The organism is Pseudomonas sp. c313 (genome assembly GCF_055407145.1).
The window spans coordinates 136,579-159,686 of sequence record NZ_JBUZRD010000007.1 but is presented as its reverse complement, the minus strand read 5'-3'; the positions used below and the strand labels follow the sequence as shown (position 1 = coordinate 159,686).

Sequence of the window (23,108 nt, the reverse complement as noted above, 5' to 3'; positions counted from 1 at the left end):
CCAATAGTCGGCTGCCGGAAATCAATAACTTGGCATCATTTGTGCCGACAAAATGCGCGCAGAGTATAGGGGCGGTTCTGCCCCTATTCAACAGCCAGGTAGTGATTTCCGACTGTGCGCTACATAAGCAAATGTTTCAGCGGATGTGGGCAAGTACGCCCTGAAGCTCATCGAGAGAGTTATATCCGATGACCAATTGACCTTTGCCTTTCTTGCCGTGGCGAATTTGTACCGCAGAGCCTAGGCGTTCCGCCAGGCGCTGCTCCAGGCGTGCGATATCCGGATCAGGTTTGGCGGCTTCGACAGGTTCTGGTTTACCACTGAGCCACTGGCGAACCAGGGCCTCGGTCTGACGAACGGTGAGCCCTCGTGCGACAACGTGTCGCGCCCCTTCAACCTGCTGATTTTCCGGCAAACCGAGTAAAGCACGAGCGTGACCCATTTCCAGGTCGCCGTGAGAAAGCATGGTTTTGATCACTTCCGGAAGCGCGATCAGGCGCAACAAGTTGGAGACGGTAACGCGAGATTTACCCACCGCGTCGGCGACCTGTTGCTGAGTCAGCTGGAATTCCTGCTGCAAACGCTGCAAGGCCACCGCCTCTTCAATGGGATTTAGGTCTTCGCGCTGGATGTTTTCGATCAACGCCATGGCAATGGCGGTTTCATCCGACACATCGCGAACCATCGCCGGGATGGTTTCCTGGCCGGCCTGTTGGCTGGCGCGCCAACGGCGTTCGCCGGCGATGATTTCAAAGCGGCCGCCGCCAATCGGGCGCACCACGATCGGCTGCATCACGCCCTGGGCCTTGATCGACTGGGCCAGTTCTTCCAGTGCCTGGGGGTCCATGTCCCGGCGTGGCTGGTATTTGCCGCGCTGGATCAGGTCCAGCGGCAGGTGCTGCAGCTCACGCTGGTCAGCCTGCACCGCTTGTTCTTCAAGTGAAGTAACAGTCGGACCACTCAGCAGTGCATCCAGTCCACGTCCGAGACCTCGTTTCTTGACGGCCATGAGGATTCCTTAAGTTGGCTGGGCTGCAGCGGTGCGTGAGTTGCGGCGTTGGCGACGAACCATCTCACCCGCCAAGGCGAGGTAAGCAAGAGCACCACGAGATGACTTGTCGTACGCCAGCGCGGGCATGCCATAGCTTGGCGCTTCGGCCAGGCGAATATTGCGTGGAATCACCGTGTCGTAAAGCTGGTCGCCAAAGTGTTCCTTGAGCTGCGCTGACACGTCGTTCATCAGGCTCAGGCGCGGGTCATACATGGTCCGCAGCAAACCTTCGACTTTCAGGTTCGGGTTGAGCAATTCAGCGATGCGCTTGATGTTATCCACAAGATCGCTCAAGCCTTCGAGGGCGAAGTACTCGCACTGCATGGGGATAATTACCCCATCGGCGGCGACCAATGCGTTAATCGTCAGCATCGACAGCGACGGCGGGCAATCGATCAAAATGTAGTCGTAATTTTCGCGAATCGGCGCCAAGGCGCTGCGCAGACGGCTTTCTTTCATCTGCATTTCCAGCAGCACCACTTCCGCCGCCGTCAAATCGCGGTTGGCCGGCAGCAGTTGGTAACCGCCGTGCTCGGAATAGTGCATGGCCTGGGCCAGGTCGCACTCGCCAATCAGCAAGTCGTAGACCGAGTTTTCCAGGCCGTGTTTATCCACACCGCTACCCATGGTGGCGTTGCCTTGTGGATCGAGATCGATCAACAGCACCCGACGCTTGGTAGCAACCAGGGATGCTGCGAGGTTGATGCAGGTGGTGGTTTTGCCCACGCCACCTTTCTGGTTCGCTATCGCGAATACCTTAGCCATTCTTGCTTGTGTTCCCAATCATGCCGTGCGGCGCAGTATCAGCAGATGGCGTTGGCCTTGGCAACCGGGTACGGCCAAGGCGTGTTCGCTATCGAGGTGGAAGTCTGCCGGCAATGCTAACAGCTCGTCGCTTGGATGAACGCCCTTCATTGCCAGCCAACGGGTATCGCGGTCGCCAAGATGGCGGGTCCAGTTACTGAAGTTCTCCATGCTGCTGAACGCCCGCGAAACGATTCCGTTGAATGGCTGTTCAGGCGTGAAGGTTTCGGCGCGGCTGTGGATAACTTTCAGGTTGTCGAGTTTGAGTTCGAGTTTGACCTGGGTCAGGAAGCGGGTTTTCTTGCCGTTGCTGTCCAGGCAGGTCACTTGCGACTCGGGAAACAGGATCGCCATAGGGATGCCAGGCATACCGCCGCCACTGCCGACATCGAGCCAGCGGCCGTTTTCGATAAACGGCATGACGCTGAGGCTGTCGAGCAAATGCCGGGAAACCATTTCGTCGGGATCGCGCACCGCCGTCAGGTTGTAAGCCTTGTTCCATTTGATCAACAGGGCCAGATAACCCAACAGCAATTCGTGCTGGGCCTCTGTCAGGTCAACGCCCAATTGGCGAGCACCTGTGGATAACTCTTCGGCGTGTTGCAGGGTGACCAACGAACTCAAGCGCTTTGCTCCAACTGACGGCCCGCGCCGCGTTTTTTCAAATGAATCATCAACAGCGAAATAGCTGCCGGGGTGACGCCCGGTATACGGGACGCCTGGCCCAGGGTCTCCGGCCGAGTTATCCCCAGCTTGCCCTGGATCTCCTTGGAGAGACCCGAGATGTTCGTGTAATCGATATCCACAGGCAGCTTGGTGTCTTCACTAGCCCGCAGACGCGCAATCTCGTCTTGCTGGCGATCAATGTAACCGGCGTATTTGGTCTTGATTTCGACCTGCTCGGCGACCTGTGGATCTTCTGCACCACCGCCAGTCACCGAGATCAGACCAGCGTAGTCGATTTCCGGACGGGACAGCAGGTTCAGCAAGTTGTATTCGTGAGTCAGCGGCGTACCGAATTTCTCGGCAATGGCATCGCCTTGTTCGGTGCCAGGGCGAACCCAGGTGCTTTTCAGGCGCTGCTCTTCCAGTTCGACACTTTCGCGTTTTTTGCAGAACGCAGCCCAACGCGCGTCATCCACCAGACCCAGCTCGCGACCTTTTTCGGTCAGGCGCAGGTCGGCGTTGTCTTCGCGCAGGATCAGGCGATATTCGGCCCGGGACGTGAACATTCGGTACGGTTCCTGGGTACCCAGGGTGATCAGATCATCGACCAACACCCCGATATACGCTTCATCGCGACGCGGACACCAGCTGTCTTTGCCCTGTGCACGCAGGGCCGCGTTGGCTCCGGCCAGCAAACCCTGGGCACCAGCCTCTTCGTAACCGGTGGTGCCGTTGATTTGCCCGGCGAAGAACAGACCGCCGATGACCTTGGTTTCCAGGCTGTATTTCAGGTCACGCGGATCGAAGTAGTCGTACTCGATGGCGTAGCCCGGACGCACGATATGGGCGTTTTCCATGCCGCGAATCGATTGCACGATCTGTATTTGCACGTCAAACGGCAGGGAAGTAGAAATCCCGTTCGGGTACAGCTCGTGAGTGGTCAGACCTTCCGGCTCGATAAAGACCTGATGGCTTTCCTTGTCGGCAAAGCGGTGGATCTTGTCTTCAATCGACGGGCAGTAGCGCGGGCCAACGCCTTCGATCACCCCGGAATACATCGGCGAACGATCGAGGTTCGCGGCAATGATTTCGTGAGTCCGGGCGTTGGTATGGGTAATCCAGCAACTGACCTGTTTCGGATGCTGTTCCTTGGACCCCATGAACGACATCACCGGGATCGGCGTGTCGCCGGCTTGCTCGGTCATCACCGAGAAGTCCACGGAACGGCCGTCGATACGCGGTGGTGTACCGGTTTTCAAACGCCCGACCCGCAATGGCAACTCACGAAGACGCTGCGCAAGGGCAATTGAAGGCGGATCACCGGCGCGGCCGCCTGAATAGTTCTGCAGCCCGATGTGGATAAGTCCGCCGAGGAAGGTACCCGTGGTCAATACAACAGATTCTGCGAAGAAACGCAGACCCATTTGGGTAACAACACCACGTACCTGGTCCTGTTCAACGATCAGATCATCAGCGGCTTGCTGAAATATCCACAGGTTGGGCTGGTTTTCCAGGGTTTCGCGGACAGCGGCCTTGTACAAAATCCGGTCGGCTTGAGCCCTAGTGGCTCGCACGGCCGGGCCTTTGCGGCTGTTCAACACGCGAAATTGAATACCACCCTTATCGGTGGCCATGGCCATCGCGCCGCCTAGGGCATCGATTTCCTTGACCAGATGGCTTTTGCCAATCCCACCAATGGCGGGGTTGCAGCTCATGGCACCGAGGGTTTCCACGTTATGCGTCAGCAACAGGGTCTTTGCCCCCATACGTGCTGACGCCAGTGCTGCCTCGGTACCGGCATGACCGCCGCCGATGACGATCACTTCAAAACGGGAAGGGAAATCCACCACGCACCTCGTGCCTGCTTCAGTTGGGTAATTAGGAAAGGGTTGAGCTCAGGTTTTCTAACTCTGCCGGCAAGTATAGGGACTTAGCCCTTCCTAAAGAACCCTTTGCACAAAATTTAACCAGCTGTGGATGAATCACAGACAATAGAAATTAAAAGAGAGAAATATATTAAATCTTTATTTTTATGTTTATTAATACTGAGGCACTTTTCTGTGGATAGATTTCTACAGGCCTTTATTTATGTCATGTACAAGGATTCAAAAGTCTGTGGTTAGGTGCCGATAAGGCACTTGGATAAGTGCTTTAAGCCTGTGGATTAAACAGCTACTTATCCACAGGCGTGGTTTTCCTCAGTTTTCAAGCCCGGTTATCAACCGAGTACAGGGGCTGTTATTCACAGGGCTTAATCCACAGAAAAACGCTTGGTGCAGCAAATCGCGCCCACGAAAAAGCCATCGCAACCGATAGCGCTTGTCAGAAGTAGGAATTGAATGCCCTGAAGCGGGCAGAACAGACAGGCGCGAATGGCCTGTCTGTGAGTAACGAGGGTCTATTTACCGATGCAGAAGCTGGAAAAGATCCTTCCGAGCAAGTCGTCGGAACTGAATGCCCCGGTAATTTCGCCCAATAGCTGCTGTGCCTGACGCAAATCTTCGGCCAGCAGCTCTCCAGCCCCAGCCAGGGTCAACTGCGCCCGACCATGCTCAAGGGCCGTGCTGGCATGGCGCAACGCCTCCAGGTGCCTACGGCGAGCACTGAAGCTGCTCTCCGAGGTCTGCTCATAGCCCATGCACGCTTTGAGATGGTCGCGCAGCAGTTCCAGGCCATCACCTGCGGACTTGGCGCTAAGGCTGATGGTCACGTGGCCATCTTCGCTAACTTCCAGCGCTATGGGCTCACCGGTGAGGTCAGCCTTGTTACGAATCAGCGTGACCTTCGCCGGATCCGGCCGTTGTTCAAGAAACTCTGGCCACAGGGCAAAAGGATCCACAGCCTCTGGAGCCGTCGCATCCACTACCAGTAATATCCGATCAGCCTCGCTGATAGCCTTGAGTGCCCGCTCCACGCCGATTTTTTCCACTTGGTCGTCGGTATCGCGCAAGCCAGCGGTATCAACAACGTGCAGCGGCATGCCATCGATGTGGATATGTTCACGCAAGATATCCCGAGTGGTGCCGGCAATTTCAGTAACGATCGCCGCTTCCCGGCCAGCGAGGGCATTAAGCAAGCTGGATTTACCGGCATTGGGACGACCGGCAATCACCACTGTCATCCCATCGCGCAGCAACGCACCCTGTCCCGCTTCACGCTGGACTGTGGATAACTCATAACGAACTTTGTCCAGCATCGCCAGGACATGACCATCGGCCAGAAAGTCTATTTCCTCTTCCGGAAAATCAATCGCCGCCTCGACGTAGATCCGCAAACTGATCAACTGCTCGGTGAGATTATGCACACGCAGGGAAAATGCCCCCTGCAACGAGCGCAAGGCATTGCGCGCGGCCTGGGCAGAACTGGCTTCGATCAGGTCGGCAATTGCTTCGGCTTGTGCAAGGTCAAGCTTGTCATTGAGAAACGCCCGCTCGCTGAACTCACCCGGCCGAGCCAGGCGACAGCCCAGTTGCAGGCAGCGTTGCAGCAGCATATCCAACACGATCGGGCCGCCGTGACCCTGCAGTTCCAGGACGTCCTCACCGGTAAAGGAATTGGGGCCCGGAAAATATAAGGCGATACCCTCGTCCAGCACTTCTTCATCGTCATTGAAGAACGGCCCGTAATGGGCGTACCGAGGCTTCAGTTCGCGACCAATGATGGCTTGAGCCGCGATGCCGGCGAGCGGCCCGGAAATACGAACGATACCGACACCGCCACGACCTTGAGCGGTGGCGACGGCGGCTATGGTTTCACGAGGAGCGCTCATCAACGGGTACCCGGACAAAAGTGACAAAATGCAAAACGCCCCACTAGGGGGCGTCTTGAGTGGTTATCCACAGAGTAAGTTACGCCTCGGCTTTTTTGGTAGCCGCTTCGACCTTACGCGTGATGTACCACTGTTGAGAGATCGACAATACGTTGTTGACCACCCAGTACAGAACCAGACCAGCCGGGAACCACAGGAAGAAGAAGGTGAAGATGATTGGCATCATTTTCATCACTTTAGCCTGCATCGGATCCGGAGGTGTAGGGTTCAAACGCTGCTGGATGAACATGGTCGCGCCCATGATGATCGGCAGGATAAAGAACGGGTCTTTGATCGACAGGTCAGTTATCCACAGCATGAACGGTGCCTGGCGCATTTCCACGCTTTCCAGGAGAACCCAGTACAGCGAGAGGAACACCGGCATCTGCACCAGAATCGGCAAGCATCCACCCAGCGGGTTGATCTTCTCTTTCTTGTACAGCTCCATCATGGCTTGCGACATTTTCTGCCGGTCATCGCCATGTTGTTCTTTCAGAGCGGCCAGTTTCGGGGCCACGGCACGCATACGCGCCATCGACTTGTAGCTGGCGGCCGACAGAGGGAAGAAAATCCCCTTGATCAGCATGGTCAGGAAGATGATCGACCAGCCCCAGTTACCAACGATGCTGTGGATATGTTGCAGCAGCCAGAAGATCGGCTGGGCAATGAACCACAAAATGCCGTAATCCACAGTCAGTTCCAGACCTGGGGATAACTCTTTGAGCACAGCCTGGCTTTTCGGACCGGCGTACAGCGTAGCGCTGGTTTCAGCCTTGGCACCTGGAGCGACGGTCACCGCTGGGCCAGTGAAACCAATGATGTAGTTGCCTTGGCTGTCCTTGCGGGTTTGAACCAGGTTGGCTTCGCCCTTGCTCGGGATCCAGGCTGTCACGAAGTAGTGTTGCAACCAGGCGACCCAGCCACCTTGTACGGTTTCTTTCAGCGCAGCCTTGTCGATATCTTTCATCGACACTTTTTTGTACGGCTCGTTACTTGTCCACAGGGCGGCGCCCAGGTAAGTCGCAGTGCCGGTGGCGGTGCTGGAAGAAGGATCGGAGCTGCCATCACGCTTGAGCTGGGCAAACAGATTGCCGGTCCAGGCTTTGGCGCTGGTGTTGTCGATCAGGTAGGTGACTTTCAGATCGTACAAACCACGGGTGAAACTGAAACGCTTGATGTAGTTGACGCCATCGAGACTGAATTTCAGGTCGACGTTCAACTGGTTCTGGCCATCAGCCAGTTGATAAGTCTTTTGTTCGGTCGAATAAACCGGACGACCGGTAGCACGAGCATCAGGACCGTCAGTGCCGGTCAAGCCGCTTTGCGCCAAATAAGTACGTTCGCCGCCATTATCGAACAGCTGGAACGGAACATCTGGATGGTCTTGGCGACGTGGATACAGCGGCAGCTTCAGCTGGGCGATGTCACCACCCTGTGGATCGATAGCCAGGTCCAGCACATCCGTTTTGACGTGAATGAGGTCTTTACTGGTGATCACCTGTGTTTCTACAGGGGTGCTGCTATCGGAATTTGCGCTGGGTACATCGGCACTGGCGGAAGCATTGTTACCCAACGGAGTGTCCGGAATAGCCGGCGCAGCCTGATTGGTAGCAACATTCTGAGTCGGCAGGGCAGCCTGACCATAGTCCTGGTTCCACTTAAGAACCATAACGTAGGTCACGATTGCCAGGGCGACGATCAGGATCGTGCGTTTAATATCCATGATTACTCGGCCATCGAAGAAGAACGGGAGGTAGGGATAGGTGGAACCGGGTCATAACCACCGGGATTCCACGGATGACAGCGACCTAAACGACGAAAGGTCAGCCAGCCACCGCGCAGAAGGCCATGATTTTCTATGGCTTCATACGCGTAGCAGGAGCAGCTGGGGTAGAAACGACAGTGGCTGGCCATCAGCGGACTAATGGCATAGCGGTAAAACTGGATCGGAACGAGTGCCAGTTTACGCATCAGTACTGTCTACCCCTACAGTTTCGGTGCCGACTGCTGGTGCTGGCTTGTTAGTACGAGCCAGACGTTTCCAGAGCTTGCCGAAATGCTGAATCAATTCGGGGTTTTCTATGTCCCCCAAGCCTTTGCGCGCGACGATAACAATATCCCAACCAACCAGAGTGTCCTGGTGGAGGCGAAACGATTCGCGCATCAGACGCTTGAGGCGATTGCGCTCAACGGAGAGCTTTACGCTCTTCTTGCCAATCACCAACCCGAGACGGGGGTGATCCAGATCGTTGTTACGCGCAAGGAGCAGGAGATTTTTCCCCGGAACCTTGCCGGTGGGGGAGTCAAAGACTGCCTTGAAATGCCGGGGGGTTAGCAGACGCTTTTCCCGACTGAAGTCCTGACTCACCACCAGTACCGGATTATCAAACTGCCAGACGCGCACGACCTTTGGCGCGGCGACGCGACAGGACAGCACGGCCGTTCTTGGTAGCCATGCGAGCACGGAAGCCGTGAGTACGGGCGCGTTTGATGGTGCTTGGTTGGAAAGTACGTTTCATGGCGTGTTACCTGGTTCGTCCACAACGGGCCGGAATGGCCCCCGTTTTAAGAGACCGGCGATTCTAGAGAAAGCAAGCCTCTAGGTCAATTTCCAACCCGCTTTTCCTTCAATTAGATATCTGGACACATCCGGACCTATTCCGAGTCGTTCGGCTTTCGTGAGCAATGCCATAGATATAAAAATAAAGAAGGAAGTTATTTAAAGCTTTTCTGTAAAGCTTATAAAAGCTAGGGACGCCATCTTCTGTGGATAACCACCTTAAGGCCACGGTTTACTTGATGTACAGAGGATGACAACACGGGGGAGAAACGGTGCTCTACCTGTGCTGCACTGTCGGATAAGCTGTGTGTGGAATGGCTAGTTATCCACAGGCCAGTTACCCACAGACTTTCCCCCCCACTTGTACAACGGGCTTAGGGGCGCTTATCCACAGAGCTTATGCACAGACCATTGGTCGCCTTTTTTACGGTTAAGGCATTGATTCTTGGCGTCCTGTGAGCAACCTACATGTGGATAAGTAGGCGGCTGGCCGCTACAATGGCGGCTGTTTTTGCCTCACCGGCTTTCAACTTAGGGGATCTCCGTGTCAGTGGAACTTTGGCAGCAGTGCGTGGAGCTTTTGCGCGATGAGCTGCCTGCCCAGCAATTCAACACCTGGATCCGTCCGCTACAGGTCGAAGCCGAAGGCGACGAGTTGCGCGTCTACGCACCCAATCGTTTTGTTCTCGACTGGGTCAACGAGAAGTACCTGAGCCGCGTTCTCGAATTGCTCGATGAACATGGCAACGGGCAAGCCCCGGTTCTCTCCTTATTAATAGGCAGCAAACGCAGCTCGGTACCTCGTGCCGCGCCGAATGCGCCGTTGGCTGCTGCTGCGTCGCAAGCTCAGGCTGCCGTTGCACCGGTCAACCACACAGCGGTAGCTCCTGTTGCTGGCCCATCAAAGTCGTTTTCGCAAAAAAACGCGCCGAGGAACGAAGAGCCGTCCCGTGACAGCTTCGATCCGATGGCAGGTGCCAGTTCGCAACAGGCACCGATTCGCGCAGAACAGCGCACGGTGCAGGTTGAAGGTGCGCTCAAGCACACCAGCTATCTGAACCGGACGTTTACCTTTGAGAATTTCGTAGAAGGTAAATCCAACCAGTTGGCCCGTGCAGCCGCCTGGCAGGTGGCCGACAACCCCAAGCATGGTTACAACCCACTCTTCCTTTATGGCGGCGTTGGCTTGGGTAAGACGCACTTGATGCATGCTGTGGGTAACCATCTATTAAAGAAGAACCCGAATGCCAAGGTCGTGTACCTGCACTCGGAGCGCTTCGTTGCCGACATGGTCAAGGCGTTGCAGCTCAACGCTATCAACGAGTTCAAACGGTTCTACCGTTCCGTCGACGCCTTGTTGATCGATGACATTCAATTCTTCGCCCGCAAGGAACGTTCCCAGGAAGAGTTTTTCCACACGTTCAACGCCTTGCTCGAAGGTGGTCAGCAGGTCATCTTGACCAGCGACCGTTATCCGAAAGAGATCGAAGGCCTGGAAGAGCGCTTGAAGTCGCGCTTTGGCTGGGGCCTGACCGTTGCAGTAGAACCGCCGGAACTGGAAACCCGCGTCGCGATTCTGATGAAGAAGGCCGACCAGGCGAAAGTCGATCTGCCCCACGACGCCGCGTTCTTCATCGCCCAGCGTATTCGTTCCAACGTGCGTGAACTGGAAGGCGCGCTCAAGCGTGTCATCGCTCACTCGCACTTCATGGGCCGCGATATCACCATTGAGCTGATTCGTGAATCGCTGAAAGACCTGTTGGCCTTGCAAGACAAACTGGTCAGTGTGGATAACATCCAACGCACAGTGGCCGAGTACTACAAGATCAAGATTTCCGACCTGCTGTCCAAGCGCCGTTCGCGCTCTGTTGCACGTCCACGTCAGGTGGCGATGGCGCTCTCCAAGGAGTTGACCAACCATAGCCTGCCGGAAATTGGTGATGTGTTTGGCGGTCGCGACCACACCACGGTCTTGCATGCGTGCCGCAAGATCAACGAACTTAAGGAATCCGACGCGGATATTCGCGAGGACTACAAGAACCTGCTGCGTACACTGACAACTTGATGAACACCAGCGCAGCTTATTAAGGCAAGGGACTAGACCATGCATTTCACCATTCAACGCGAAGCCCTGTTGAAACCCCTGCAACTGGTCGCAGGCGTCGTCGAGCGCCGACAGACCTTGCCGGTGCTCTCCAACGTATTGCTGGTTGTCGAAGGCCAGCAACTGTCGTTGACCGGTACCGACCTGGAAGTCGAACTGGTTGGTCGCGTTCAGCTGGAAGAACCCGCCGAACCCGGCGAGATCACCGTGCCAGCGCGCAAGCTGATGGATATCTGCAAGAGCCTGCCTAACGACGCGCTGATCGACATCAAGGTTGATGAGCAGAAGTTGGTAGTCAAGGCCGGCCGCAGCCGTTTCACCCTATCCACCCTGCCGGCGAACGATTTCCCAACCGTGGAAGAAGGTCCTGGTTCGCTGACTTGCAGCCTGGGGCAAAGCAAGCTGCGCCGTCTGATCGAGCGCACCAGCTTCGCCATGGCCCAACAGGACGTGCGTTACTACCTCAACGGCATGCTGCTGGAAGTCTCGGAAGGCATCATCCGCGCTGTGGCCACTGACGGTCACCGTCTGGCCATGTGCTCTATGAAGGCCGATATTGGTCAGCCGGATCGCCACCAGGTGATCGTGCCGCGTAAGGGTATCCTTGAGCTGGCGCGTCTGCTGACTGAGCCGGATGGCAATGTCAGCATCGTGCTGGGCCAGCACCACATCCGCGCAACCACCGGTGAGTTCACCTTCACTTCCAAACTGGTTGACGGCAAGTTCCCGGATTACGAGCGTGTGCTGCCTAAAGGCGGCGACAAGCTGGTGATCGGCGATCGCCAGGCCCTGCGTGAAGCGTTCAGCCGTACGGCGATTCTGTCCAACGAGAAATACCGGGGTATTCGTCTGCAACTGGCCAACGGTCAGCTGAAGATCCAGGCCAACAACCCGGAGCAGGAAGAGGCGGAAGAAGAAGTAGGCGTCGACTACAACGGTGGTTCGTTGGAAATCGGTTTCAACGTCAGCTACCTGCTGGACGTGCTGGGCGTGATGACTACCGAACAGGTTCGCCTGATTCTGTCCGACTCCAACAGCAGCGCACTGGTGCAAGAATCCGACAACGACGACTCGGCTTACGTTGTTATGCCGATGCGCCTGTAATCATGTTCAGCAGAAGCTAGATGTCCCTCAGTCGCGTCTCGGTCACCGCGGTGCGCAATTTGCACCCGGTGACCCTCTCCCCCTCTCCCCGCATCAATATTCTCCATGGCGCCAACGGCAGTGGCAAAACCAGCGTTCTGGAAGCCATTCACTTGCTGGGGCTTGCCCGTTCCTTTCGCAGTGCGCGCCTGTTGCCGGTGATTCAGTACGAGCAGTTGGCGTGTACCGTATTTGGCCAGGTCGAATTGGCGGAAGGCGGTCACAGCAGCCTGGGGATATCCCGTGATCGTCAGGGGGAATTTCAGATCCGCATTGATGGGCAAAATGCTCGCAGTGCAGCGCAACTGGCGGAAATACTGCCCCTACAATTGATCAACCCCGACAGCTTCCGGTTACTGGAAGGTGCACCAAAAATCCGCAGGCAGTTCCTCGACTGGGGAGTGTTCCACGTGGAACCGCGCTTCATGGCCACTTGGCAGCGCCTGCAGAAGGCCTTGCGGCAGCGGAACTCGTGGCTGCGGCATGGTACACTTGACGCCGCTTCGCAAGCGGCCTGGGACCGGGAACTGTGCCTGGCCAGCGCTGAAATAGATGAATACCGCCGCGCCTATATCAAAGCCTTGAAACCAGTCTTTGAACAAACCTTGAGTGAGTTGCTAGAGCTCGAAGGTTTAACGCTGAGCTATTACCGTGGTTGGGACAAAGAGCGGGAACTGAGTGCAGTGCTCGCCACCTCTCTACAGCGGGATCAGCAAATTGGTCACACCCAGGCCGGACCACAACGGGCTGATTTGCGCCTTAGATTAGGTGCACATAACGCCGCAGATATTTTGTCTCGCGGTCAGCAGAAGTTGGTGGTCTGTGCGCTGCGTATCGCCCAAGGGCATCTGGTCAGCCAGGCTCGGCGAGGCCAGTGCATTTATCTGGTGGATGACTTGCCGTCCGAACTGGACGAGCAGCACCGCCGCGCGCTATGCCGCTTGTTGGAAGACTTACGCTGCCAGGTGTTTATCACCTGTGTAGACCATGAATTATTGAGGGAAGGCTGGCAGACGGAAACGCCAGTTGCTTTGTTCCACGTGGAACAAGGCCGTATCACCCAGACCCACGACCATCGGGAGTAAGGCATGAGCGAAGAACATACGTACGACTCGACCAGCATTAAAGTGCTTAAAGGTTTGGATGCCGTACGCAAACGTCCCGGTATGTACATCGGTGACACCGATGATGGCAGCGGTCTGCACCACATGGTGTTCGAGGTGGTCGACAACTCGATCGACGAAGCTTTGGCCGGTCACTGCGACGACATCAGCATCATCATCCACCCGGACGAATCCATCACCGTGCGCGACAATGGTCGCGGCATTCCGGTAGATGTGCATAAAGAAGAAGGCGTTTCGGCAGCAGAGGTCATCATGACCGTGCTCCACGCCGGCGGTAAGTTCGATGACAACTCCTACAAAGTATCTGGCGGTTTGCACGGTGTAGGTGTTTCCGTGGTGAACGCCCTCTCCGAACTGCTGGTGCTGACCGTGCGTCGTAGCGGCAAGATCTGGGAACAGACCTACGTTCACGGCGTTCCGCAGGAGCCGATGAAAATCGTTGGCGAAAGCGAAACCACCGGTACCCAGATCCACTTCCGTCCTTCTGACCTAACCTTCAAGAACATCCACTTCAGCTGGGACATCCTGGCCAAGCGGATTCGTGAATTGTCCTTCCTCAACTCCGGTGTCGGCATCGTCCTTAAGGACGAGCGCAGCGGCAAGGAAGAGCTGTTCAAGTACGAAGGTGGTTTGCGTGCGTTCGTTGAATACCTGAACACCAACAAGACTCCGGTCAACGAAGTGTTCCACTTCAACGTACAGCGTGAAGACGGCATCGGCGTGGAAATCGCTCTGCAGTGGAACGACAGCTTCAACGAGAACCTGTTGTGCTTCACCAACAACATTCCACAGCGCGATGGCGGTACTCACCTAGTGGGTTTCCGTTCCGCACTGACGCGTAACCTGAACACCTACATCGAAGCGGAAGGTTTGGCGAAGAAACATAAAGTCGCCACCACCGGCGACGATGCCCGTGAAGGCCTTACCGCGATTATCTCGGTCAAGGTTCCTGATCCTAAGTTCAGCTCGCAGACCAAAGATAAGCTGGTGTCCTCAGAAGTGAAGACGGCAGTGGAACAGGAAATGGGCAAGTACTTCTCCGACTTCCTGTTGGAAAATCCGAACGAAGCCAGGCTGGTTGTCGGCAAGATGATTGACGCGGCGCGGGCTCGTGAAGCGGCGCGTAAAGCCCGTGAAATGACCCGTCGTAAAGGCGCGCTGGATATTGCTGGCCTGCCGGGCAAACTGGCGGACTGCCAAGAGAAGGACCCTGCCCTCTCCGAACTGTACCTAGTGGAAGGTGACTCTGCTGGCGGCTCTGCCAAGCAAGGTCGTAACCGTCGCACCCAGGCCATCCTGCCGTTGAAGGGTAAGATCCTTAACGTCGAGAAAGCCCGCTTCGACAAGATGATTTCCTCTCAGGAAGTCGGCACCTTGATCACCGCTCTGGGCTGTGGCATTGGCCGCGATGAGTACAACATCGCGAAGTTGCGTTATCACAACATCATCATCATGACCGATGCTGACGTCGACGGTTCGCACATCCGTACCCTGCTACTGACCTTCTTCTTCCGTCAGTTGCCGGAGCTGATCGAGCGTGGCTACATCTATATCGCCCAGCCGCCGTTGTACAAAGTGAAAAAAGGCAAGCAAGAGCAATACATCAAAGATGACGACGCCATGGAAGAGTACATGACGCAGTCGGCCCTGGAAGATGCCAGCTTGCACTTGAACGACGAAGCTCCGGGAATCTCCGGGCCGGCGCTGGAGCGCCTGGTAAACGACTTCCGCATGGTGATGAAGACCCTCAAGCGTTTGTCGCGCCTGTACCCTCAGGAGCTGACCGAGCACTTCATCTATCTGCCAGCAGTCAGCCTCGAACAGCTGGGCGATCATGCAGCGATGCAGGACTGGTTGGCTCAGTACGAAGTCCGCCTGCGCACCGTGGAAAAATCCGGCCTGGTTTACAAAGCCAGTCTGCGTGAAGACCGTGAGCGTAACGTCTGGCTGCCAGAGGTCGAACTGATCTCCCATGGTCTGTCGAACTACGTCACCTTCAACCGCGACTTCTTCGGCAGCAATGACTACAAGACTGTTGTCACACTCGGCGCGCAACTGAGCACCTTGCTGGACGACGGCGCTTATATTCAGCGTGGCGAACGCAAGAAAGCGGTCAAGGAGTTCAAGGAAGCCCTGGACTGGTTGATGGCGGAAAGTACTAAGCGTCACACCATTCAGCGTTATAAAGGTTTGGGCGAAATGAACCCGGATCAGCTCTGGGAAACCACCATGGACCCTAGCCAGCGCCGGATGCTACGCGTGACCATCGAAGATGCCATTGGCGCGGACCAGATTTTCAACACCCTGATGGGTGATGCGGTTGAACCTCGTCGTGACTTCATCGAGAGCAATGCCTTGGCGGTGTCTAACCTGGACTTCTAATCAGGCTGCTGTAGGATCACAGAATAGTTGCTTATTTTCACAAATAGATGGTTTACCTATCGGTTTGTCTGGTAACCATTAAACAGAAGCCCGCTTAGAAAGCGGGCTTTTTTTTGCTCCGTTAAAAGCTGGAACTATCGATTCGGTAAGTATCGGAACCAAAAATAAGTAAAAAAACCACAGGTCAAAAAACGAGCAGATATCTTCGAGAATTAGTGATCTAGATTGAGTTAAAGCCTGACCGAATCAGTTGGCTACATAGGCCAATGAGTTCACTGAAGGATATATAAGATGAAAATATTAACTCGTAAAAGCGCTCGGTTTGTTTGAAAAACAGCATCTGCAGACAGTTAGCTATTTTGAGTAATATTATACATTGCAAACTTAGGATGAATGCAAAAGTTGCCTGTCTGATACTAAAAAAGTGCAGGATTTTGGTTGGCAAAACGTAGATTTTACGAGTACCGTGGAATACTATTTGAAGGCGATATTGTCGTTAGAAATACGTCTTTTTAAGGTAAATCAAGACGTTATTTAAAGGAGCTCGCATGAACCGTGACTTGGCAACAGTTGAAGCCTACAGGTTTAGAGCAAAACTCTATAAATGAAAAGGAGCTTAAATTAAAAAGCTATCAAGCCCACAGAAGAGAAAATATGAAAAGTAGGAGGCGTGAAATGTAAAACGCGACCAAAACCAAAGGGTTTTGACCGCGCAGATTTGAAGCGATATTGCTGGCTTGAGAACCGCAATTTCGGCTTTTTTTCAGCGCCTGTCAATCCCCTCCCATCATTTCGACTTTATCGAGGCCGCTCGACGGGAAAGTGTTGCCTATCGATGTGGATCTCGAGCAACGGTCTGTACCTGGCTTCCTAGGTGCAGCGATGGTGCACGTCTGTGGAGGTGTGCGATGGCAGTACGTAAAGTAGTTACCCGCAGCTCATGTCATTTCAGGGGGTATTTTCCTTCCCTGAAAAATGGCCATTCTGTGGCCTGGGAGTCCCAGTTGGAGGGCGGTTTGTTCCGCCTGCTGGAGCTTTCCCCGTTCGTACTCCGCTATGAAGTGCAACCTTCTAGGGAGCGACTGCCTTTGGGCGATACATTCGTAGATTACATCCCTGATCTGCGTGTATTTCTAGGAAATGGGAGCGAGTGGTGGATCGAAGTCAAACCAGCAAGCAAGCTTTCAATCCTTAGTGTTAAGCAAAAGCTCAGTGCAGCCTCTATACATTTTCCCGCCACCAATCGAAATTTTTTGGTTGTAACGGACGAGCTTATTTGGCGAGAGCCATTGGCGACAAATCTGCAAAAAATCCTATATCACCGGCGTGGACCATTGTTGTCGCCGGCGGAGCGCGCGGAAGTTAGCTTAAAACTTAGCAAATACAAACCTCAGGTTTTATACGACCTGATTTCAATATTCGGGCGAATGGAAGCTTGGCGTTTGTTGGGACTATGCGTTATTGGGATAAATCTAGAAGAACCCTTGGTCGAAGAGTCACAGGTCTTTCTGTCAGGAGGACATCGCCATGCAAATATTTTCGCTTAAGTTGAGGTTGGTTGTGGTTATAAACCACACGAGAATGACTTTACAGCGACGCCTTGTGAACAGACGCTTACTCTTTGTTGATGAACTCGGAGAGCCAATAAAGCTTGAGGAAAGTGAATTCTATATCGGTTATGAGCGCCGAGAGATAGAAATCTGTGAAGATCAACCTTATCTCGGAGAAATTCCATTTGTCAAAAATGTGGCTCCGGATCTAACTTGTTTTCCAACCAGCCACAGTAAAGAGGCTTTACGTCGCCGTACGTATTTAGAAAGCCTTACAGAAGGGAAAACCATGTTACCTAGCTTAAGTATTTTACGTGAAAAAATAAACGTAATAGCAAAAGGCTTGGAAGATATTCGTGCGCCGTCAATATCAACAATTAGAAGATGGTACTCAATATTTTCCGGCGGGGACGTTGTAAAGCTGGTTCCGAAACATTCGAAAAAAGGGAGGGATAAGGCAATATGTGATGAGCTAGAGGAGATATTGATGGGTGTGATTGAGGATATTTACCTCAAGCCTGAACGTATAGATATCTCAAAGGTAATCATCGAGTATCAAAAACGTGTGGATGAAAAAAATGCCACTCGCCTTTCCTCACGTCAATTAAATAAACCAAGCGGTATGACCATTCGTAGGTACATCGCAAAGCTCGACCCCTATGAGGTTGATATACATCGGTTGGGCAAACATGCAGCGAAAAAAAAACATCGGATGGCAACCGAAGTACTCGTGGTCATGGACATTCTGGATCGATGGGAAATCGATCATACGCTTTTGGATGTACTGTTGGTGGACGAAGAAACAGGATTAATTATTGGACGTCCTTACATTACTGTAGTACTGGATAAATTCTCGCGGATGATTATGGGGTACGTTATTCATCTAGCTGCGCCCAACACTGAGACCGTTCTTCGTGTCATCGAACGCTCCATTCGCCCAAAAGCGGAATTTTTGAAACGCTTTCCGGAGGTAAAGGATGAGTGGCGAGCACATGGACTACCCTCGCGAGTCGTACCTGATAACGCGGCTGAATTCCATGCAGACGATCTGATTGCTGGGTTTAACGAACTTGGGATTGAGATTATGTATCCTCGATCTAGAGGTCCAGAGATGAAGGGCTCGGTCGAAAGATTCTTTCGCACTCTCAATACTGGGTTGATTCATAACCTTCCTGGAACAACGTTTTCGAATGTTCAAGAAAAGGGAGATTACGAATCGGACAAGCATGCTTGTTTGACATTAGCTCAGCTAGAACACGGCGTCGTTAAATGGATTGTCGACGGATATCATCAAACCCCTCATCGTTCTCTTGACGAAAGGACGCCTTCTCAAGTTTGGGCTTCGGCCGAGGAGAATCGACTGATCAAACTGCCTGTTGATCTAGATGAACTTGAGTGCATTCTCGCGCGCCGAAGGTCTGTGTGTATCCATCACTACGGTATTGAGATAGATGGTCACGGTTATCATTCACCTGAACTTGCTCAGTTGAGTATGCGGATGGCTCCTAAAGAAAAAATCAGTGTCCGATTTCGTGACGAGCTAAGCAATGTTTGGGTACACGATCGTTTTAGAAATGTCTTTCTACAAGTGCCGATTAAAGATAAACGCATGCTCGGAGTGAGCCGGGATCTATGGAAAGCGGCAAAAAATGCATTGCGTGCGAAAGGCGAGGACAAACCTAATCTTGAAAAGATCAATCAGTGCTATCGCGATTTAGAAATAGATGTTGACTACGCTCGCCATTCTCAGAAGTTACGGCTACGTCGATCAGTAACTCGTGCCAAGTTAGATAAAAACGGTTGGAAGCTCCCCAAGGTTAAGTTGCCAATTGCTCCGGCCAGCATGGAATGGTTGGACGTGCCTATTACAACTGATGTACCCACATTCAGAGTTGTTCATCGTCAACCTAGGGGGGACTGAGTAATGATCAGTCGTGAGGAAGATCACATCCAGTTTTCTTTGAGGCATCACTTCATCGTCAGTCCGCAAGCGGAGCGGGCCCTGACTAGACTTATGGAGGTACATGGAGATACACGTCGCACTGGTGCCAGCAAGGGACTTGTTATCCAGGGGCCAAGCGGTGTGGGGAAAAGCACATTGATCACGGAGTATGTCAGGGAGCTAGAATCTACCAACCCTCCTAAACCTGGCCACCGCGCTGTGCTCAGTGTGGAAATTCCCTCCTCTCCAACCAAGAAGAATTTGGCAACGGCTTTGCTGACCGCAATGAACGATCCTTACGCAGATTCCCGTAGCCATTCTGCGGAAACGAAATTTTCGAGGATTGTTCTGCTTTTGGGGAGTCTCGGCGTTGAGGTCGTCGTCTTGGACGAGGCTCAGCATCTCGTGGATTACAAGCGTGATGCATACGAGGCGGCGGATTGGATCAAGAGTCTGATGAACGAAACAAGCATTACGTTTGTCCTGGTTGGCCTAAAACGAACTGAAAACCTGCTTTTGGCGAACGAACAACTACGACGAAGATTCTCCGCCATAGTCGATTATAACCGGTTCATGATCACGGAAACCTGTTGGGCCCAATTTGCGACGCTGCTCCGGGTAATACGCGATTTACTGCCGGTGAAGTCCATTAATTTTTCAACTAATGAAATGATTCAACGTTTCTACCTAGGTTCGTTTGGATTGATTGACTATCTAATAAAAGTCTTAGATCGCTCTGTATGGCTGGTTCAGTATCGACATGCTGAGGGTATTAACTTAGAAATACTTTCTGAAGCTTTTAAGGATGAGGTTTGGAGTTCTGCGCCGAATGAGCGTAATCCATTCGATCTTGCATTTGATTTCAGAGATTTAACTGGCCAGCGTGAGCCTTTTGAGAACTTTGACATCATTGCAGCTTGATTGAATTCAGTGCCAGGAATTTAGTTTCTGGCACTGAAGTTTAACGATTTGTCGCCAATAGGGTTTAAGGAAATATTCTATGTTTGGCCTGTTGATAAATCCTGTCCCGGAGCATGACGAAAGTTTGCTGGGTTACCTGTATCGCTTAGGGGTTTTTAATGGCTTATGGAATGGTGAGCTCGTCAAGCGATTTAAAGGTCTTACAGATGAGCAAGTAAGTACGTGGTTGGGGCAATGTTCTAGGCCCTCAAGCTGGCATGATGTTGTTAAGGAAATCAGAAGTCCAAAATTCAACACTCAGAAAGTTTGGTCTTTAGCTTACTCTAAGTACTGTCCAGATTGCCTTGCTTCTAGTTGTTATTGGCGTGAGCTATGGGATCTTAATTTATATACGGTCTGTACAACCCATGCAGTCGAACTTCTGTATGAATGCTCTATTTGCCAAGCAAGGGTAACTCCCAAAATACTGAATACAAAAGCCTGTGAAAAATGTGGGTCATCCGTGTTTTCAGAAAAAGCAGCTATTACGGATGTAGATGAATCGAAACTATGGCTTTCGAAAGAGCTCAAAACGCGTTTGAATTCTAAGGCTAATGAAAAGTCGATAGATATAAACTCCTTAACATATGGTCAGCTTCATTTTTTAGCTGTTCGTTTTGGTGTGCGAGCGTTAAGTCGTAAATTGCATATGAATATGACAGTGGCGTCAATGGCTTCTCAAAACGTAGTTCCTGTTCTAGCCAAGTCGGCTGGACAAATTCTGATGGGCTGGCCTAAATCATTTCATGATTTGCTTACTGATCTGATGCAATACCGGCAATCCAATATTTCATCAAAATTAGGCGCTGCATTTGGGCCAATTTACAGTGATGTTTTTTTATTACTGACTGACCCATGTTATGATTTTGTTCGTCTTGAATTCGAGAATTACATTGTTAAAAACTGGACGGGCCCACTTGCTTTGAGGAATAGGAGGTTGAGCGAATGTACGCTGCTTGAGCATCGCTGGCTTCCATATAATAAAGCAGCGGAAATAACGGGTCTCCCCAAAAACTTTCTTCGGAGAATGCATTCTTCAGGTGAACTCGACTCTCGTGAATTTAGCTATTCTTGTGGTAAAACAGTTACGGTTGTAGACATTGAAGAGGCACGGAATCTCTCTTCAGTTGCACGTGAGCCCCTAAACTTGCGTGAGGTATCTCGCTTGTTGTGCCTGAGCAAAAAACGTGTTCAACAACTCATAGCCGCTAGGCTATTAAAGTTTGTCGGTGGAGTCCCGCAAGCTGGTGAAAGGTGGCTGATCGACTCTGCTTCTGTAGCTGCTCTAGCTCCTGATAATTTTCTACTATTTTTACGCGATGACTTCAAAACTATATCGCAAGTCGCAAAATACTACCTTCCGTCATCTGGTGGTTTGGTAGAATTAGCTAAAGCGATTAAGTCAGGGGAAATTTCAGTTTTTTGCAAAACCGAATGTGAACGTTTGAGTTTTGGCAAATGGCTTATTGATCCTGGCGAGCTTGAACGAAAATCTATCACACACGCTACGTCATCACACACACGGAGTATGTCCATCACCGAAGCGGCGAAGATGCTGGGTGTAAAATCTGAAGTGTGTTACGCCCTCGTCCGTCTCGGCCGGCTTCGTAGCGAAACTGTTCAATGCTCTAGGCGGGCGGCAAAGGTCATAACGCTTGGAGCAGTTCAACACTTCAAACGTAACTATATTCTTGCTCCGGAAGTGGCGAAGATCCTAGGGATATCCGTCGTGAATACCTTATCTCATTTGCGGAAAAAACGATTTGTCCCCATCGTTGGTCCGACTCTTTCAGATGCACCCTGTCGGCAGTATGTTTGGCGACGGAGTAAGAAGCTGGTAGCTTTTTTATCTTCGACAGCTTCACTCTGAGACTCGGTTGTGAAAACAGCCACATGGGATTGATATGGGACTGGCGCACTGCTCTGGTGCGAAAAATAGGCTTGCTGAATGAGCGTTTGGCCACTCTGAACCGGCCGCATGAACTAGGCTTTCCAAACCCCTCGTTCCAGGACGGATCCCATGCCAGATAACTTTGAATCCAACATCGCCACGGCGGATGCACTGACGCTGCTTCTGCACAACCAGCATGCGATCGGAGCGGCAATAGATGAGCTCACGAAGTGGCTTTCAGAGAATGGTGTAAAGGAAGTCGCTCTTAACTCTGTCATGGCTATGGCAACGCTGGACACAAATGCTCAGGCGCTAACAGATGCGATCCTGCGACTACGCCGGTCGTAGGAGTCGCCTCTTAATCTGCAACGTGGGTGGCTGGCCACCAGAAATCTTTTCAGACCTTCACGGTAGTCAGCAATCGGCCAAGAGGAGTCGCTAGCGACTAACCCCTAATGGACGAGAAGCTGGGCTGGATCGTTAAAGTGTTGTCTGAAGCTAGCTGCCTTTTATTGGACTGATGATCACAGCCGTTGGAGGATTAAATGACGATGCCATTTGAACGGACCAGATCTGTCGCACAAACTCACGCTTTCCTAACGGAGCTTGCATGCGACACAGAAGTGCCCGAGCGCATTAGACAAAACGCTCAATTCCTTTTGCGTCATTTTCCTACTAAGCGCGACGTTCTACTGGCTGGCCGAATTGAAGAGGAAGCAAGAAAACTAGGCTTAGGCGCATTTAGTACTGTGTTTAGCTCCTCAACTGAAGACTGGTAGTCGCTCGTGAAAATAGGCTGCTAGCGATGGGTCGGCTTTGGGGCGGAGTCAGCCTTTCGTGACGGGCAACAATCGGCCAGAAGCAGACTGTTGATACCTAAACATCGACTCCGCAACGTAATTATCTGCCAGACACGTCTCCCTCTTAAGCAGTCATACAGCTTGCAAAAATTGTGCGAATGGGGATAGATCGACTGTAAATATGAACTCATTCCATTTCTCATCGTCAGCGTAAATTTATGTCGCTGGGGTTTCATAAAATGCACACCAAATTGCGATGACTTCGCTATCGTGGAGGGGGCTCATAAGATGGCGCCCTTAAGACAAACACTAGATCTGTTCCA

Annotated in this window: 19 protein-coding genes; 10 read left to right on the top strand and 9 right to left on the bottom strand. The window is 52.6% G+C overall.

The window, feature by feature from the left end:
- Positions 1–136: 136 nt before the first annotated feature.
- The 9 genes from ACZRKZ_RS19755 to rpmH all read right to left on the bottom strand — a co-directional run bounded on the left by ACZRKZ_RS19755 (position 137) and on the right by rpmH (position 8,848).
- Positions 137–1,009: a ParB/RepB/Spo0J family partition protein gene (locus ACZRKZ_RS19755; protein WP_149412830.1), complete on the bottom strand. Its 873-nt coding sequence runs from the start codon at positions 1,007–1,009 to the stop codon at positions 137–139.
- Between the two features lie 9 nt (positions 1,010–1,018).
- A complete protein-coding gene (locus tag ACZRKZ_RS19750) occupies positions 1,019–1,816 on the bottom strand; it encodes a ParA family protein (protein WP_133100640.1) in 798 nt (265 codons plus the stop codon).
- Positions 1,817–1,834: 18 nt separating this feature from the next.
- Positions 1,835–2,479, bottom strand: coding sequence for a 16S rRNA (guanine(527)-N(7))-methyltransferase RsmG (gene rsmG / locus ACZRKZ_RS19745; protein ID WP_463982499.1), 645 nt, complete (start codon positions 2,477–2,479; stop codon positions 1,835–1,837).
- The gene (gene mnmG, locus ACZRKZ_RS19740) at positions 2,476–4,368 is read right to left on the bottom strand and encodes a tRNA uridine-5-carboxymethylaminomethyl(34) synthesis enzyme MnmG (protein ID WP_463967516.1); all 1,893 of its coding nucleotides are present in this window, start codon (positions 4,366–4,368) and stop codon (positions 2,476–2,478) included. The genes rsmG and mnmG overlap by 4 nt, the downstream gene beginning before the upstream one ends.
- A 551-nt stretch (positions 4,369–4,919) precedes the next feature.
- A complete protein-coding gene (gene mnmE / locus ACZRKZ_RS19735) occupies positions 4,920–6,290 on the bottom strand; it encodes a tRNA uridine-5-carboxymethylaminomethyl(34) synthesis GTPase MnmE (protein ID WP_463967515.1) in 1,371 nt (456 codons plus the stop codon).
- A 79-nt stretch (positions 6,291–6,369) separates the two neighbouring features.
- Positions 6,370–8,052, bottom strand: coding sequence for a membrane protein insertase YidC (yidC, locus tag ACZRKZ_RS19730; protein WP_463967514.1), 1,683 nt, complete (start codon positions 8,050–8,052; stop codon positions 6,370–6,372).
- Positions 8,053–8,054: 2 nt separating this feature from the next.
- Complete coding sequence (gene yidD, locus ACZRKZ_RS19725; RefSeq protein WP_010465488.1) at positions 8,055–8,300, bottom strand: membrane protein insertion efficiency factor YidD; 246 nt, start codon at positions 8,298–8,300, stop codon at positions 8,055–8,057.
- Positions 8,293–8,700 (bottom strand): ribonuclease P protein component, encoded by a 408-nt coding sequence (gene rnpA, locus ACZRKZ_RS19720; protein WP_371923895.1) that lies wholly within the window; start codon positions 8,698–8,700, stop codon positions 8,293–8,295. Before rnpA ends, yidD begins: the two co-directional genes overlap by 8 nt.
- A 13-nt stretch (positions 8,701–8,713) precedes the next feature.
- Positions 8,714–8,848 (bottom strand): 50S ribosomal protein L34, encoded by a 135-nt coding sequence (gene rpmH / locus ACZRKZ_RS19715; protein ID WP_003213577.1) that lies wholly within the window; start codon positions 8,846–8,848, stop codon positions 8,714–8,716.
- Between the two features lie 585 nt (positions 8,849–9,433).
- Between rpmH and dnaA the strand changes: the two genes are divergently transcribed.
- From dnaA to ACZRKZ_RS19665, 10 genes are all read left to right on the top strand, one after another.
- A complete protein-coding gene (gene dnaA, locus ACZRKZ_RS19710; RefSeq protein WP_463982498.1) occupies positions 9,434–10,954 on the top strand; it encodes a chromosomal replication initiator protein DnaA in 1,521 nt (506 codons plus the stop codon).
- A gap of 39 nt (positions 10,955–10,993) precedes the next feature.
- Positions 10,994–12,097: a DNA polymerase III subunit beta gene (dnaN, locus tag ACZRKZ_RS19705; protein WP_149412823.1), complete on the top strand. Its 1,104-nt coding sequence runs from the start codon at positions 10,994–10,996 to the stop codon at positions 12,095–12,097.
- Between the two features lie 20 nt (positions 12,098–12,117).
- Positions 12,118–13,221, top strand: coding sequence for a DNA replication/repair protein RecF (gene recF, locus ACZRKZ_RS19700; protein ID WP_133100632.1), 1,104 nt, complete (start codon positions 12,118–12,120; stop codon positions 13,219–13,221).
- A gap of 3 nt (positions 13,222–13,224) precedes the next feature.
- Positions 13,225–15,642, top strand: a complete 2,418-nt coding sequence (gene gyrB / locus ACZRKZ_RS19695; protein WP_149412822.1) for a DNA topoisomerase (ATP-hydrolyzing) subunit B — start codon at positions 13,225–13,227, stop codon at positions 15,640–15,642.
- A 908-nt stretch (positions 15,643–16,550) separates the two neighbouring features.
- Positions 16,551–17,189, top strand: a complete 639-nt coding sequence (locus ACZRKZ_RS19690; protein WP_463982497.1) for a TnsA endonuclease N-terminal domain-containing protein — start codon at positions 16,551–16,553, stop codon at positions 17,187–17,189.
- Complete coding sequence (locus tag ACZRKZ_RS19685) at positions 17,170–19,113, top strand: integrase (protein WP_463982496.1); 1,944 nt, start codon at positions 17,170–17,172, stop codon at positions 19,111–19,113. Before ACZRKZ_RS19690 ends, ACZRKZ_RS19685 begins: the two co-directional genes overlap by 20 nt.
- A gap of 3 nt (positions 19,114–19,116) precedes the next feature.
- Complete coding sequence (locus tag ACZRKZ_RS19680) at positions 19,117–20,055, top strand: TniB family NTP-binding protein (RefSeq protein WP_463982495.1); 939 nt, start codon at positions 19,117–19,119, stop codon at positions 20,053–20,055.
- A gap of 79 nt (positions 20,056–20,134) precedes the next feature.
- Positions 20,135–21,964 (top strand): TniQ family protein, encoded by a 1,830-nt coding sequence (locus tag ACZRKZ_RS19675; RefSeq protein WP_463982494.1) that lies wholly within the window; start codon positions 20,135–20,137, stop codon positions 21,962–21,964.
- A 150-nt stretch (positions 21,965–22,114) separates the two neighbouring features.
- Positions 22,115–22,333 (top strand): hypothetical protein, encoded by a 219-nt coding sequence (locus ACZRKZ_RS19670; RefSeq protein WP_463982493.1) that lies wholly within the window; start codon positions 22,115–22,117, stop codon positions 22,331–22,333.
- Positions 22,334–22,530: 197 nt separating this feature from the next.
- The gene (locus ACZRKZ_RS19665) at positions 22,531–22,764 is read left to right on the top strand and encodes a BPSL0761 family protein (RefSeq protein WP_314641357.1); all 234 of its coding nucleotides are present in this window, start codon (positions 22,531–22,533) and stop codon (positions 22,762–22,764) included.
- The last annotated feature ends 344 nt before the right edge of the window (positions 22,765–23,108 follow it).

Bases quoted from the DNA above. Each gene is read 5' to 3' on its own strand.
- ACZRKZ_RS19755 (WP_149412830.1), bottom strand. From the start codon at position 1,009: ATGGCCGTCAAGAAACGAGGTCTCGGACGTGGACTGGATGCACTGCTG.
- ACZRKZ_RS19750 (WP_133100640.1), bottom strand. From the start codon at position 1,816: ATGGCTAAGGTATTCGCGATAGCGAACCAGAAAGGTGGCGTGGGCAAA.
- mnmE (WP_463967515.1), bottom strand. From the start codon at position 6,290: ATGAGCGCTCCTCGTGAAACCATAGCCGCCGTCGCCACCGCTCAAGGT.
- yidC (WP_463967514.1), bottom strand. From the start codon at position 8,052: ATGGATATTAAACGCACGATCCTGATCGTCGCCCTGGCAATCGTGACC.
- yidD (WP_010465488.1), bottom strand. From the start codon at position 8,300: ATGCGTAAACTGGCACTCGTTCCGATCCAGTTTTACCGCTATGCCATT.
- rpmH (WP_003213577.1), bottom strand. From the start codon at position 8,848: ATGAAACGTACTTTCCAACCAAGCACCATCAAACGCGCCCGTACTCAC.
- dnaN (WP_149412823.1), top strand. From the start codon at position 10,994: ATGCATTTCACCATTCAACGCGAAGCCCTGTTGAAACCCCTGCAACTG.
- recF (WP_133100632.1), top strand. From the start codon at position 12,118: ATGTCCCTCAGTCGCGTCTCGGTCACCGCGGTGCGCAATTTGCACCCG.
- gyrB (WP_149412822.1), top strand. From the start codon at position 13,225: ATGAGCGAAGAACATACGTACGACTCGACCAGCATTAAAGTGCTTAAA.
- ACZRKZ_RS19690 (WP_463982497.1), top strand. From the start codon at position 16,551: ATGGCAGTACGTAAAGTAGTTACCCGCAGCTCATGTCATTTCAGGGGG.
- ACZRKZ_RS19685 (WP_463982496.1), top strand. From the start codon at position 17,170: ATGCAAATATTTTCGCTTAAGTTGAGGTTGGTTGTGGTTATAAACCAC.
- ACZRKZ_RS19680 (WP_463982495.1), top strand. From the start codon at position 19,117: ATGATCAGTCGTGAGGAAGATCACATCCAGTTTTCTTTGAGGCATCAC.
- ACZRKZ_RS19675 (WP_463982494.1), top strand. From the start codon at position 20,135: ATGTTTGGCCTGTTGATAAATCCTGTCCCGGAGCATGACGAAAGTTTG.
- ACZRKZ_RS19670 (WP_463982493.1), top strand. From the start codon at position 22,115: ATGCCAGATAACTTTGAATCCAACATCGCCACGGCGGATGCACTGACG.
- ACZRKZ_RS19665 (WP_314641357.1), top strand. From the start codon at position 22,531: ATGACGATGCCATTTGAACGGACCAGATCTGTCGCACAAACTCACGCT.